Below are 15,400 nucleotides of genomic sequence, written 5' to 3'. Positions count from 1 at the left end.
GGTCCGACTTTGCCAATGCCTACCTGCTGGGGATCGAGGATAGAGCAGTGCACAAGTCCAGCTATTCGATTCCTGCCAATGCCTATGCGTATTACAAAGTCAGCTTGCAGGCGGGAGAAGCGATCGGACTGAAAACGCTGAGCCCGGTGGGCATCGCCGTGCTTTCAAGCGATCAAGCCGTGTTGGCGGAAAGTGCCTCGCAATCGATTATGTTCCAGGCGGAAAGCGTCGGGACTTATTACGTGAGGATTCAGCAAGGCGGCGAGACTGGAAAAGTTACGGTATGGTCAGCGCTAGGATATCTCAATCCCGGACCGCAGCTGATCAAGTCGGGTTATTATGCAACAGACTTGGAGGCGGATCGGACGGTTGTATTCACGAGTCCGAGTGTTAACGGGTACAATACATCTTTATACGTATATCACGATCTAGGGAAATCCCCTGAAGCCTATGGGCCCTACTCCAAACTGGAATACATACCGACGCTAAGCGATCAGTATTATTTGAATGTTTCAGCTAATAGCGAGCGGACGATGACCTCGGTGGACGGGTCCGACTTTGCCAATGCCTACCTGCTGGGGATCGAGGATAGAGCAGTGCACAAGTCCAGCTATTCGATTCCTGCCAATGCCTATGCTTATTACAAAGTCAGCTTGCAGGCGGGAGAAGCGATCGGGCTGAAGGCGCTGAGCCCGGTGGGTATCGCCGTGCTTTCAAGCGATCAAGCCATGTTGGCGGAGAGCGCCTCGAAATCGATCATGTTCCAGGCGGAAAACGCCGGGACTTATTACGTGAGGATTCAGCAAGGCGGCGAGACTGGAAAAGTTACAGTATGGTCAGCGCTAGGATATCTCAATCCCGGGCCGCAGCCTGTCAAATCGGGTTATTATGCAACAGACTTGAAAGCGGATCGGACGGTTGTATTCACGAGTCCGATTATTAATGGATACGATACAGCTTTATATGTATATCACGATCTAGGGAAATCCCATGAAGCCTATGGATACTCCAAACTGGTATACATACCGACGCTAAGCGATCAGTTTTATCTGCGTGTCTCAGGCAATAGCGGTAGTACGCTTAACTCAGCGGACGGGTCCGACTTTGCCAATGCCTACCCCTTAGGGATCGAGGAGGGGAAGATACACCAATCTAACTTTTCCGTTCCAGTGAACGCATATGCTTATTACAAAGTTAATCTGTTAGCCGGACAAGCCTTCAGTGTCATTGCTAATGAAGTTGGAGGATTAGCGGTCCTGTCCGCAAACAACGACGTATTGGCGAGTAGTTCCAATAATAAAATCGTTTACTTGGCGGAAAGCTCCGGAACATACTTCGTGCGTATTCAACAAGTCGGGACAAAGGGTCCCATTAAAGTTTTTGCATCGCTATACTTCATTGCACCAGGCCCGCAAGAGATCAACACAGGTTATTATTCTATAGATGTTAAAGCGAATCGAACAATTGTAATTGCTGTGGATACTACGATCGGAGTGAATAATCTTTACCTCTACAAGGGTACGGAATTAAAAGAAGTTGCTACAGGCCGCTCGAACATGAGTTACACGCCTGATTCCGATGATCATTACTTTGTAAGGACATCGGTTTCCGATGGCACATTGATGGCTTCAGCAGACGGCTCTGATTATGATCAAGCCTATCCTATTGTCATTAACGTGTTGTCAAGCAATACGATACCGGCTCATGAGAGCTCCTACTACAAGGTTCAATTACAAAGCGGCAAGTATTACAGTTTTATGGCGGATACAGGAAATGGGATCTCTCTTTACGATCAATATGGGAACTATAAAGGCGGAAGCAATGATATCATCTTGGATTACCTCGCTGATGCAGATGGACTGTATTATGTACGTCTCCTCAATGCTTCCGATCAAAGAAAGAAGGTTGGCTTCGGTGTTTATGAGGTTTTCATGGATCAACAATTTGGCGAAATCGATGACTCGGGATACTCAGAATTTGGCGGCCAGTTAAATAGCTACAGACGATACATTTTTCAACTAAGAGGCGCCAAGTATATGGCGATCCTGAATACAAATGGATCAGTCCTCCAAAGATCCACAAGTCCGGATCATACGATTACATTCTCGCCGTCTGCATCGGGGCAGTATTGGATTCGAGTTTATGGTGACCCCGGAGAATCCTTTGTTGTGCTTTTCTCGGATGGTCTGTCCGGTAATGTTGCCGTCCAGCAAATTAATAAAATTGATCCGTCCACTGTCGATACGCTGACGTTGGTAGAAGATCCGATCGATACTTCTACAGGTGCTCATGTCATTTCATTATCAAAACTTTCACAGGAAGGAACACTACCATTCGGCGTGCAGCTCAACTACAACTCGCTTTTCCTAAACAATGGCATCCTGGGAAGAGGGTGGAGTCACCAGTATGAAGCTCGACTTCTCGCAATGGACAATGGCAGTCTGCAATTGAAATGGGGAGCCAATCGTTATAACACGTTCTGGTCGAAAGACGCGAATACGTATACGTCGTCAGAGCAAGCTGTTAAGCGGGATACAATCATTAAAAATGCAGATGGCACTTACGAACTAAAAAGAGCGGATCATATTAGATATCAGTTCGATACCCAAGGCAATCTGACGTCTCTGATCAATGCACAAGGGCAATCGCTTCTGTTTGCTTACAATAATGCCGGTACGTTAAGCAAGGTAACGAATGCACTTACCGGCCAGACTTTGCAATTCACTTATGATGAATATGGCCGCTTGCGTAAAGTGAAGGATGGAATTGAACGAGAAATTAACTTTGGATACGACGAAAGCAATAATTTAACCCAGATGAGCGATGAATCTGGAAGCACCTATACCTACAGCTACGATGCCATGGGGCGCATATTAACAGGTACCGATAGAGATGGGGTACAAGTCTTTAAGGACACGTATGACAGCTTGGGGCGTGTAGTTAAACAAGTGGATGCGCTTGGCGCAATTTCAATTTTTCAATACGATGAAAGCACGCAACCCGGTTATTTAATCACAACGGTAACGAACAGGGAAGGCAAGATAAGTAAGCTGTATCATGACAGCCAATACAAATTGGTTAAGAAAATCGATGAAGCCGGTGGAGTAACTTCTTACAGCTACGATATCTACGGGAATAGATCTAAAATGATAGACCCTGCAGGACAGACGAGCCATATGACATATGACGAAAGAGGCAATCTATTAAGCATTCAAGATTCTGCAGGCAAGATAACTCGAATGGTTTACGATGCTCAGAATAGGATAACCAGATTGACCAATGCGGCGGGAAACAACATTTCCTATGAATATGATGGGAATAACAATCTGCTCAGTTTGACCGACCTTAACGGAAATCGTTTATCGTATACCTACGATATCAAGGGTTTGCTTGTGGCTGAGACAGCACCGAATGGGGGAGTCACCTCCTATGCATACAATGATAATCATCAAGTAGCCGAAGTAACTGACCCTGAGGGAAATACGACCTTATACAGCTATGATGCTGCCGGGCGACTCATCCAAACTTCAGATCCATCAGGATATTTGACACAATATGCCTATGATCGTGACAATAATCTTACGCAAATAACCGATGAACTAGGTAATTTGACGACGATTATTTACAACAGCTTTGGAGCTCCCGTTAAGCAAATTGATGCACTTGGAAATGAAACAACCTACAAGTACAACGGCAACGGGAAGTTAATCGAAAAAACGGATGCACTAGGTTTCATTACAAGGTACACATATGACGCTGTAGACAGGTTAACGACAGTAACAGACGCGTTAGGCAATCAAAGTCGGCTCGGTTACGATGCCAAAGGCAGATTGAAAAGCAGTACGGATGTCCTCGGCAATCAAACCGTATATGAATATGATCCTCTGGACAGATTGTTGAGAACCATCTATCCCGAGGGAAATGCGGTCTCTGTCGTGTATAACCCTGCAGGTGATGTTATTCAATCCATCGACAGTCTCGGGAATAAGAAGTTGATGGACTATGACGCCACGGGCCACATCACGAGTTTTATTGATCCAGCAGGTGCAATTAACGCATACACTTATGATGCTGCAGGTCAACTCCTTACGGAAACGGATTCTTTAGGAAGCTCCACCGCTTACACTTATGATTCAGTAGGAAATATTACTTCTGTTACAGATGCCGTCGGCCATAAGAAAAGCTACGTGTACAATAAGAACAATGATCTCGTGTCGATAATGGATTCTGTGAGCGGTACAATGACCATGCGTTATGATGCGAACGGCAGACTGGTAGAGAAGACGGACAGCTTAGGCTATAGCACCTTGTATGAATATGACGGCAAAAATCGCCTTGTTCAGGAGATAGACCCTGCAGGTGCAAGAACTCAGTATGAGTATGATGAGTTGGATCGTAATATCCGCACTACCAATGCGGAAGGGCATTCGGAAACTTACGTCTATGATGCTTTGGGACGGCTTGTGCAGTCTATCGATGCTAACGGATTTGTCACACAATTTAGCTACGATGCTGTAGGGAATATGCTTTCAGCTACAGATCCGCTTGGCCATATTCGTTCTTATACCTATGATGCCGCGGGACATTTGCTCACAGAAACGGACGGCAATGGAAACGTGACAGCCTATTCATACAACAAGAATGGGATGTTGACGAAAAAGACAGACGCGTTGGGTTATGTGACGACTCTTCATTATGATAGTGAGAATCGACTCATTAAAGTGACTAATCCACTGGGCAACTCCGTCCGCTATCAATATGATGCCCTTGGTCGTTTAGTCGCGACTATCAATGAATTAGATCAAACAGTTCGAAGCGTATACGACGCTGCAGGACGTCTCATTCAAAGTATCGATGCTTCGGGAACGGTTGCCTACTCAGCCACATATGATAACGTGGGCCATGTAACATCTGTCTCAGATGCATTAGGATCAACAACTTCTTTGAACTATGATGCAGCGGGACGAGTAATTCAGAAAAAGGATGCACTGGATAGAACGTTGGTTTATCAGTATGATGCATTAGATCGTATGATTTCGGTTACAGATCCATTGGAAGGCATAAGTGCCCAAACCTTCGATACAGCAGGCAATCTAACGAGCTATACGGACCCGAATCAAGATAGGACAAGCTATTCGTTCAATAAGCTTGGACAGGTTATTCAGACCACTTTTGCTTATGGAGGGAGCATTTACTACACATACGACTCAAAAGGACATCTGGTACTTCGAACGAATGCAAGGGCCCAACAGGCACAAAACGAATATGATGCTGCAGGACGTCTAACAAGAACGATCGAGTTGGCGGGAGAAGTCACATATTCGTATGACAACAATGATAATGTTCTCTCTGTGACCGACGCTGTCTACGGGAATAAAACACGTACCTACGATGCATTAAATCGTGTCCTTACTTTAACCGATTCTCGTAATCAAACCATAGGCTACACATATGATGCTGCAGGTCGGCTGGCGAAGATTACTTACCCTGACGGGAAGAATGTAAGCTATGCTTACGATGCGGCAGATCGTATGATTGCAGTCACAGATTGGGCTGGTCGTGTAACCAGGTACGAGTACGATGTCAACGGAAGACTGGTTAAAACAAAAAGAACGGACGGTTCAATCGAGACCAGAATCTACGATACAGCGGGAAAGCTTCTTCAATTAAGAGATGTAGCTGCAGACGGGACCGTATGGATTGAGGATGGATATACGTACGACGAAATCGGCAATGTGAGTACGGAAGCGGAAAAATCCTATATCTATGATCCGTTGAATCGCTTGATCACAACAAACGATACCCAATATGCATACGATGCAGCCGGCAATCTGACTATGATATCCGGAGATGCCGACATCTCCATGAACTTTGGCAGCAACAATCGTCTTCTAAGCTTTAATGAACAAGATATCCAATATGATGCTGATGGGAACATGCTTTCGGGTCCTTTGCATGGACAAATGGATGCCTTCGTTTACGATTCTCGCAACCGTCTGATTCAAGCTGGTGAAATAAGGTATACGTATGATGCGGAGGATGTGCGTACTTCACTCATCAGTGTAACTGAGGCAACTTATTATGTTACAGACACCGCATCCTATCTAAGTCAAGTTCTGATGGAGACAGATGAGAGCGGTGCCCCGAACGCGTATTATATCTATGGCTTGGGATTACTGGGTAGACAAGATGCAGATGGAACGTACTCTACCTATCATTTTGATCGAAGAGGCAGTACAACGGTCTTAACTGACATACAGGGTCAGCGTACGGACAGTTATGAATATGGTGCGTATGGCGAGTTGCTCCTTCATGAGGGGGAAACGAACAATCCGTTTCTCTATAATGGACGCGACGGTGTTATGACAGATCCTAATGGGCTGTATTACATGCGCGCACGCTATTACAGCCCGGAGATCAAACGATTCGTGAATCGCGATGTCGTTCAAGGCAGTATTGCAGAAGGTGCATCACTCAACAGGTATGCCTATGTTAACGGTAATCCAGTTTCTTATATTGATCCTTTCGGTTTAAGTCGAGATGAAGACAACGATGGATTTCTCGACTGGGCATGGCGGGCATCGAAAGCGACTGCGGATTTCCTGATTCTAGACGATGTTAAGACGCTATCTGACTCGAATGCCTCGTGGCTGGATAAAGCATTTGCCGCGACTACCTTTATTCCGGGTGGAAAAATTATCAACGTCCTATCCAAGGGCAAAAAGCTTATAAAGATAGGAAGTAAAGTAGATGACGTAGCGCAGTTGGCCAAGACTGAAAAGAAGGTAACGAATTCTGTGAAGCTGCAGCCCGGGAGCTCTCGTGCAGCGAAGCAGAAGGAGTACGATTTCTTCGGAAAGGGCTGCAATTGCTTCACGGCTGGAACTAAGGTGATTACCGACCAAGGGGAGAGAAATATTGAAGACATCAAGGTCGGAGATCGGGTGCTCTCTAAGGATGACGAGACAGGCGAGATTGCGTACAAGGAAGTATTAAACCTGTTTCGCAACGAGCGAGACGTGATCTACAAGCTTACGGTAAACGGCCAACTCATTGAAACGACGTTTAATCATCCATTCTGGGTAGCAGGCAAGGGGTGGGTGCTTGCAGTAGACTTGGAGGAAGGAGACCAACTACAAAATAGCAACGGCGAACTTCTAACGATTGAAGAAATAACGATTGTGAAGCTAGAAGAAAAGGTCACGGTGTATAATTTTGAAGTAGCCGACTTTCATACTTACTTTGTGTCCGATTTGAGTATTTGGGTGCATAATACCAATACGAAGAATTGTGTTCCTGAGGGTGTGGGAGGTATTCCAAAAAGGAATTATGAGCCTAGCCCTAAGCATGACCCTCAAAGTGGATGGGGAAGCCCTAATCCAATACCTGATGCGAAAACTGGGCAAGAGCTACTAGATGGCGCTTATTCGTCCTCAAAGAACAAACAACTTTACAATATTTATGAAGGCAAGTTAGTTAAGTTTCAACCTGATGGTGAAGCAGGATGGCATCCTTATGAAGTTGTTAATCCTGCTAAGGAAGTACCTGCCGATGTGCTGAGACAAATGGTTAATGACGGAAAAATTTCTAAAGCAGATTATAATAAAATGATAAAAAATAACAAATGAGGTGATTAGGCTTGAGAGTGTTTGGTGATACTCGTATATTTGCAATTAAATATGACTTTACAAAGAATCCTTTTAACGAAAAGGGATTGCTTGCTGAATCGTGGGGGAAGTTTGAGCTTTGGGTCAATGGGAAAGAACTTTGTAAGTTTTCTAGGAACAATCAAGATACCACTTATGAATGGAACTTGATTCACTTAGTAGAATGGTTAAGTGAAAATCTGCCGACCATTTTAACTGATGAAGAGTTTCCTTTACCTGTTCAAGGTAAAACCTCGATAGAACTATTAGCTAGCAGTTTGGAATTTGATTCAGACAACGATGATGAATTTGATGAGTGGTTTAGCACAAAACAAGACTGGGAGTTCAAACATTCTTGGTTTTCTAGTAGGGGAGGCTCATACCTGTCTGAGGTTTATTTCAGAAAAATTGGTAATCAAGTGGAAATATCGTGGAATAATGAAGGTGTATATTCAGAGGAGATTTCTTTTCCATATTCGACTGGATTAGAATATGTCCCAATCCATGTGTTTGAATCAGTTCTTAAGGATTATATTCATGACTTTTTGCAGACACTGGGATTAAAAACTGAATGTAATGATGAATATGTGAAATTTTCGGAACAAGTATTGAAAGTTAAATAATATATTTTGCTCTCTTCCTTACCTTGATTGGCTTTATGCCTCTCAAGGTATCTTTTTTTGGTGGGGGCTACCCAGTGTCCAATGAATCCATCATTCAACGGGCTAGAGCGCCATACCCTGATGAACTACCAAAATAAGGAGATGAGTGAGTGAACTTATTGAATTGGTTAGAAGAATGGTTTGCTAGAAATTGTGACGGTGATTGGGAACATTCACAGGGGATAAGAATATCAAACCTCGATAATCCAGGATGGTCGATTTACATCAATCTAGAGGGAACTTCGTTAGAAGAAGCGGTGTTTGAACCATTAAAAATTGAACGAAGTGAAGTAGACTGGGTTCATTGTAATATTCAAAAAATGATATTTAGAGGATTTGGTGGTAGTCGTAATTTACAAGAGTTGCTTGATATTTTTAAGCAATGGACAGAGTCTTTAGAGAGTAAGTAATATGATGACCACAGTTGAGGTGCGATTGCTCACTGTGGTCTTTTTTCGGTAGGGGCTACCCAGTGCCGAATGAACCCATCATTCAATCAATAACACATCTAACCCATGTAATACTCGTATAAAGTTTTCGTCATTTTGTATGTACGCACATCGTTGCTTTAATAACCTAAAGAACGCTATACCGATACATTGAACAGGTCGATTATGACCAGATACCACCATGGTTGCCCTGTTTTTTTATCTTCGTTTTCCCCCGTTTTTTTCAAAATTCATCGCAACTGTAGCGTATGCCGCCCCGATAAGGAGGACGAGAAGCAGATCGCACCTTGAAGTATGTTTAGTACGACAATTAATAGTAGGGGAGGCTGAATTGAAAATATTTTTGATTTTGTCAGCAACGAAACGACATGTTATCGCGATTGCTACTGTCCGTCGCATACGGAACTGCCCACATCTGTGCCAGTAACCCTGCAACGCGGTGGTTACTTGGGATGGCGGCACGCCCGCCTACGACCCCGAAACGCTTGGGAGCTACACGTTTACCGGCACTCTGACACCGCCGCCCGGCTCCGTCAACATGGACGGACTCCAAGCCAGTGTGCAAGGGATTTGAATTGCGTGGTGCCGATTCGGAGGCAACGATTATTCTGCAAAGCGTGCCTTACCATGATAAACCGTTGGATTCAGCAATATGGTTGTAGCGATGAACATAGCACCAAAACACTGCATTGAGGCCGCGGGAGCTATTCTTTACTTGTAGCAATCGGATTTTCGCTATACGCGTTCCAACTGTAGATTTCAAGAATGAAGAAGGTGCATCACTCAGGAAAGCCACCTTCTCAAGAAAGAAGATGGCTTTAATTACTAGAGTAATAGGGTTACTTTCGTTTCCATACGGTGCCGTCGGAGTATGCGACTTTGGTGATCGTTATGTTGCGGAGGGAGCTTGTGTTAGCTTGCCACAATAGATCCCAGGTAAATGTCATGTTTCTCCCGGAGGGGAGTTCAAAGGTCTGCGTGGTGCCTTTGAACAGGCTGGATTTCGAAATCGGGTTGATTACCGGATCTCCATAATTATCGTAGCATTTAAAGGTTACATCAAAAGAAACGATTTTCTTTTCCGTCAGATTGATCACCTGAATGTTTGCTTCCGGAGTATCAATAACGCTGTAAGTTATGTAGGCATCAGTGACTTGAAGCGGGACATTATTGTTCTTGATCAATGCCTGCTTCAACAGTTGCTTTAATTTTGCTGTACTCTCCTCAATCAGCTTCTCCAATTGCGCGAGATACACGCTTTTGAATTCTCCCGATGAAAAGTGGTTATAAGCTTTGTTATAGCTCTTGCTCTCCATCAGAGTCTCCGCGCCATCGGACTCTGTTGTGATGCTCTTAACGGCGCGTCCAAGAAAATAAGTATCATCGTCGCTCCAACTCGTATGTACAACATGTGCTTCAGAAGCGAGGTTGTCTGGAAAATATGGCGAGAATCAAAATAACCAGTTGTTTTATGCATAGGCTGGTTGTAAAATATAACTTGTAAGCATGTACGTACAAGTTATACCCAAATTCAATACATTGTCAGGAGGACATCGCTAATGCTGCAGATAAGGCCCTATGAATTCTGGTTTGTGACCGGAAGTCAGCACTTGTACGGACCGGAGACGTTGGAAGAGGTGGCGGACCATTCCCGCGAGATGGCCGACGGACTGGCGAAGGATGCGGCCATTCCTTATCCGATCGTGTTCAAGGCGGTCGTGAAATCGTCCGAAGAGATTCGCCAGCTATGCATCGAGGCTAATTCCGACAGCTCGTGTGCGGGAATTATTACATGGATGCATACGTTCTCGCCCGCGAAAATGTGGATTGCCGGACTGTCTGAGCTGCGCAAGCCGCTGCTGCATCTTCATACGCAATACAACCGCGATATTCCGTGGGAAACGATCGACATGGACTTCATGAATACGAACCAAGCCGCGCACGGAGACCGCGAATACGGCTTTATCGGCGCCCGCATGGGCATCTCGCGCAAGGTGGTGGTCGGTTTCTGGCAGGACGCCAACGTGCGCTCGCGCATCGGCAGCTGGGAGCGTACAGCGGTTGCTTCCGTGGAAAGCCGCCAACTGAAGGTTGCCCGCTTCGGCGACAATATGCGCGAGGTTGCGGTAACGGACGGAGACAAGGTGGAGGCGCAGATCAAGTTCGGATGGTCCGTGAACGGCTATGGCGTGGGCGATCTGGTCGCCCGGGTCAACGCGGTATCCCAAGAGGCGGTAGACAAGCTGATGGAGGAATACGCGGAGAAATACATCATTGCCGAAGAAGGTCTTAAGCCTGGCGCTGTGCGCGATGCGATCGCCTATCAGGCTCGCATCGAGCTGGGGCTGAAATCGTTCTTGGAGGAAGGCGGCTTTACGGCGTTCACGACCTCGTTCGAGGACCTGCACGGCCTGGAGCAACTGCCGGGCCTTGCGGTTCAACGCCTGATGGAGCAGGGGTACGGCTTCGGAGGCGAGGGCGACTGGAAAACGGCGGCCTTGACGCGTCTGGTGAAGATTATCGCGGGCGGCGTGGACACTTCCTTCATGGAGGACTACACGTACCATTTCGAGCCGGGCAATGAGCTTGTGCTTGGCGCGCATATGTTGGAGGTGTGTCCGACGGTCGCCAAGTCCAAGCCGAGAATCGAGGTTCATCCGCTCGGCATCGGCGGCAAAGCCGATCCTGCCCGGATCGTATTCGACGGCAAAGGCGGCTCCGCGATTAACGTTTCCGTCGTGGACATGGGCAATCGGTTCCGCATGATCGTCAACGAGGTGGATGGCATCGAGGTCAACCGGCCGATGCCGAAGCTGCCCGTGGCTCGCGTGTTATGGAAGCCGCAGCCTTCGCTTCAGGTCGGCGCGGAAGCGTGGATTCTGGCTGGCGGCGCGCATCACACCGTCTATTCGTTCGCGGTGACGACGGAGCAGATACTCGATTTCGCCGAAATTATCGGAATCGAATGCGTCGTTATCGACAAGGATACGAAGCCGGTGCAGTTCCGCAACGAGCTGCGCTGGAGTCAAGTGGCCTGGAAGTAAATCAAGCGTTCTTTCCCGACAAGGGCAAGAAGGGCGAGGAGCCAAAGCAAGCGGCTCCGAAAGAAACCGTTCCTTTGGCATACGGCGGCTCCCCGCCGTTTGCCAAGAACGGTTTTTTATTGTTCATCGGGCTGTGCCGTTTGTTTATTTAGAGAATGCGTGCAAGGCTGTCCCCCCTCGCTGGTGAACAGCCTCGGCCTGGTCAGGTTTTGGCGGGGGGCTCATCGAGGAATTTCGGAACCTTGTCGATGCGGTTTCTCTGGTTGTAATGGTAGATCCGTATGACGATAATCTTGAGGATGGCGTAAGTCGGAACGACGATGATCATGCCGAGCGGACCGATGACGGCACCGATGCCGATGAGCAGCAGCATGATGGTCAGGGGATGGACGTTAAGCTGCTTGCCCATGATCTTCGGCGCGACGAGATTCGACTCAATCTGGTTGGAGATCATGACGACGACGCAGGCCTCCAGCGCGGCAAGGGGAGAGATGGTCAGCCCGACGATGACTGCCGGAATTCCGGCAAGCAGCGGTCCGAGATAGGGAATGACGTTCGTGATCGCCGCGACAAGTCCGAGCAGCAGCGGGTAAGGCAGATCGATGATGAGATAGCCGCAGAATACCAGCGTGCCGATCACGAGCGACGTAATGACCTTGCTTAGAATGAAAGAGCCGATGGAGCCGTCGATTTCCTTGATCGCGGCCAGTACCTCATGGTGATAGCGGGCGGGCAGGAAGCGGGTGACCAGCGCCGGGAACTTATGGTCCTCCTTAAGCATGTAGTAGATAATGAGCGGCACAAGTCCAAGCAGGAGGAAAAAGCTCATGAGCGTGTTGAAGACGCTGCGTATGCTGCCGACAACCGAATTCAGAAGATCGCCCAGCGCGGAGGAAAGCTGCGAAGCGACATTTTCCGTCGAGAAGGACTCATCCTTGCTGAGGTTCTGAATCCAAGGATGCTCCTGCAAGGAAACGACCCACTTGCGGATTCCTTCCATGATCTGAGGGAAGTTATCGACGAGCGTCATCGATTGCTGGCGAATGGGCGGCCATACAAGCCAGGAGAAGAGAAAGATCAGGCCGATGACGAACAAATAGACGATGAGAATCGATAACGAAAGCGGCAGCTTGATCGCGAGTAAGCGGACGGCGGGGCGGAGCATGTAGTAGAACATGCCGGAAATCACGATCGGCAAGAAGAGCGCCGCAAGCACGTCTCCGACGGGGTTGAACAGAAAATCGACCTTGGAAGCCAGATAAGCAATGAGCAGTATAACGATTACTCCGTATCCGATGCGGAACCATTTTCCTTGTGGCATAGCTGTAACCTCTTTCTCTCTTCGGATGAGCCATGAAATTGTTCTCCTTTTCAATTTAACACTTCCAGCGAAGAAGTAAACGCCGGAAGGAAATGAACGATAGGAATACGAATTAGTGAAGAGGCATACCTTTAGTTGTCGCGGGTGCCGAGCCGCGAACTTTCTTACGACATTTTTGAAAATGGGGTGATTATTTTCAGAATTTTCGTTATAATGAATGTAAATTTCGTGTGAGTTGTAAGGGAAATTAACGTAAAGTTAACAATTCTAATACGAAATTTACGTTTCCAACCGATTCTCGCAAGCTCCATTCCCAGGGAGGTGACGCTGCATGCAGGTATCGCCGGCTTTCGTATCCTCCGACGACCTGTACCTGTTCAATACCGGGCAGCTTTTTCGGGCCTATCGCACGTTCGGGGCGCATCCGATGGAATACGGCGGGAGCCGGGGCGTGCGCTTCGTCGCTTGGGCTCCTCATGCCCGGGAGGTCGCCGTCGTCGGGGACTTCTCCGATTGGGGCCGGGGCGATCGTTCCCGTTCGCTCTCTCTGGAGCAGGTCGGAACGACAGGCGTGTGGGTCGGCTTCGGGCCCGGACTCACCGAAGGCGCGCGTTACAAGTACGAGATTACGGGAGAACGCGGAGAACGCGTGCTGAAAAGCGACCCTTTCGCTTTTCAATGCGAGCTGCGTCCTCATACCGCCTCTATCGTGACTTCGCTTGAAGGGTACGAGTGGCAGGACGGGGACTGGATGCAGCGAAGGAAGGTCCATGCTCCCTATGACAGGCCGATGCTGATCTATGAGGTGCATCTCGGCTCGTGGCGCATGGATGCGGCGGAGCAATTCCGCGATTACGAGCGGCTGGCGTACGAGCTGGTCGACTACGTATGCGAGATGGGGTATACGCACATCGAGGTGCTGCCCTTGACCGAGCATCCGCTAGACCGCTCCTGGGGGTATCAGGCCACGGGGTATTACGCCGCGACAAGTCGCTACGGACCGGCGGACGGATTGAAGAAGCTTGTGGAGCGGGCCCATCAGCGGGGGATCGGAGTGCTGCTCGATTGGGTGTGCGGCCATTTCTGCAAGGACGAACACGGCCTAAGGCGGTTCGATGGAACGCCGCTATTCGAGCATACCGATTCCCGCAGGGCGGAGAAGCCGCTATGGGGAACGCTAGCCTTCGATTACGGCAAGCCCCAGGTACTGAGCTTTCTGCTCTCCAACGCATTGTTCTGGCTGGACGTGTATCATATCGACGGCTTGCGCGTCGATGCGGTGGCGAGCATGCTGGACTTGAATTTCGATAAACCCGAATCGATGCGCACGGTTAACCGTTACGGCGGAACCGAGGACATCGAAGCGCTTCATTTTTTGCGCAAGCTGAACGAAACCGTCTTTCTCTATTATCCCGAGAGCCTCATGATGGCAGAAGATTCATCCTCCTATCCGGCCGTTACCTCGCCAACCTATCTTGGAGGCCTCGGATTCAATTACAAGTGGAATATGGGCTGGATGAACGACATGCTCCGATATATGGAGACCGATCCGGCCGACCGATCCGCCTGCCATTCTCTCATTACCTTTTCCATGCATTACGCCTATTCCGAAAATTACGTCTTGCCTCTGTCCCACGACGAGGTCGTGCACGGCAAGAAATCCTTATTGAACAAAATGCCCGGCAGCTACGAAGAGAAATTCGCCAACCTGCGTCTGTTCTACGGCTATTGGATGACCCATCCCGGCAAGAAGCTGCTCTTCATGGGCGGCGAGTTCGGGCAATTCGACGAATGGAAGGACGCCGAGGGGCTGGATTGGGGGCTGCTGCGATATCCTCTCCATGACAGCATGCGCCGGTATGTCCGGGAATTGAATCGGATCTACACGCGACATCCGGCTTTGTGGGAAGGGGATCACGTCCCGGGAGGGTTCGAGTGGATCGATGTCAACAATGCCGAGCAATGCATGCTTTCTTTCCAGCGGAAAGCGCGGAACCGGAGGGGCGCGGTCGTCGCCGTCTGCAATTTTGCCAGAACCGGCTATTCGTCTTACCGGATCGGGGTTGCGAGCCCCGGAGCTTACAGGCTTCTGCTCAATAGCGATCTTGCGGATTACGGAGGCTCCGGCGCGGCTGTGCCCGAGCGGGTCGAAGCGCTGAATATCGCCATGCACGGCAAGCCCTGCAGCATCGAGATTCCGGTTCCCGCTTTATCCGTGCTGCTCTGGGAGCCGCAGGAAGAGGCGACGGGAGCCGATTAAAGCCCGTTATCGCGATGG

General features: G+C 48.4%; 7 protein-coding genes. 5 read left to right on the top strand and 2 right to left on the bottom strand.

Annotated elements, in window-relative coordinates:
- Nucleotides 1–47 precede the first annotated feature (47 nt).
- The 3 genes from ACFO1S_RS04500 to ACFO1S_RS04490 all read left to right on the top strand — a co-directional run bounded on the left by ACFO1S_RS04500 (nt 48) and on the right by ACFO1S_RS04490 (nt 8,718).
- Nucleotides 48–7,628 carry a polymorphic toxin-type HINT domain-containing protein gene (locus tag ACFO1S_RS04500; protein ID WP_378126329.1) on the top strand — a complete coding sequence of 2,527 codons (7,581 nt, stop codon included), beginning with the start codon at nt 48–50 and terminating at the stop codon, nt 7,626–7,628.
- A 17-nt stretch (nt 7,629–7,645) separates the two neighbouring features.
- Nucleotides 7,646–8,269 (top strand): hypothetical protein, encoded by a 624-nt coding sequence (locus tag ACFO1S_RS04495; RefSeq protein ID WP_204604489.1) that lies wholly within the window; start codon nt 7,646–7,648, stop codon nt 8,267–8,269.
- Nucleotides 8,270–8,418: 149 nt separating this feature from the next.
- Nucleotides 8,419–8,718 (top strand): immunity 53 family protein, encoded by a 300-nt coding sequence (locus ACFO1S_RS04490; protein WP_204604467.1) that lies wholly within the window; start codon nt 8,419–8,421, stop codon nt 8,716–8,718.
- Between the two features lie 878 nt (nt 8,719–9,596).
- On the opposite strand, the gene ACFO1S_RS04485 is transcribed toward ACFO1S_RS04490, so the two are convergent.
- Nucleotides 9,597–10,073, bottom strand: coding sequence for a hypothetical protein (locus tag ACFO1S_RS04485; protein ID WP_204604465.1), 477 nt, complete (start codon nt 10,071–10,073; stop codon nt 9,597–9,599).
- A 243-nt stretch (nt 10,074–10,316) separates the two neighbouring features.
- Between ACFO1S_RS04485 and araA the strand changes: the two genes are divergently transcribed.
- Nucleotides 10,317–11,801: an L-arabinose isomerase gene (gene araA / locus ACFO1S_RS04480; RefSeq protein ID WP_204604464.1), complete on the top strand. Its 1,485-nt coding sequence runs from the start codon at nt 10,317–10,319 to the stop codon at nt 11,799–11,801.
- Nucleotides 11,802–12,003: 202 nt separating this feature from the next.
- Here araA and ACFO1S_RS04475 read toward each other — a convergent pair whose 3' ends face one another.
- Nucleotides 12,004–13,122, bottom strand: coding sequence for an AI-2E family transporter (locus ACFO1S_RS04475; RefSeq protein WP_204604463.1), 1,119 nt, complete (start codon nt 13,120–13,122; stop codon nt 12,004–12,006).
- 331 nt (nt 13,123–13,453) lie between these two features.
- Here ACFO1S_RS04475 and glgB point away from each other — a divergent pair, with 331 nt between their 5' ends.
- Entirely contained in the window at nt 13,454–15,382 is a 1,929-nt protein-coding gene (gene glgB, locus ACFO1S_RS04470) for a 1,4-alpha-glucan branching protein GlgB (RefSeq protein WP_204604462.1), read from the top strand.
- Nucleotides 15,383–15,400: the final 18 nt, after the last annotated feature.

Origin of the sequence: Cohnella boryungensis, from assembly GCF_042651945.1 — a bacterium.
GTDB lineage: Bacteria > Bacillota > Bacilli > Paenibacillales > Paenibacillaceae > Cohnella > Cohnella boryungensis.
Note: the sequence above shows the minus strand (reverse complement) of the source record. Positions and strands in the feature narration are given on the sequence as shown.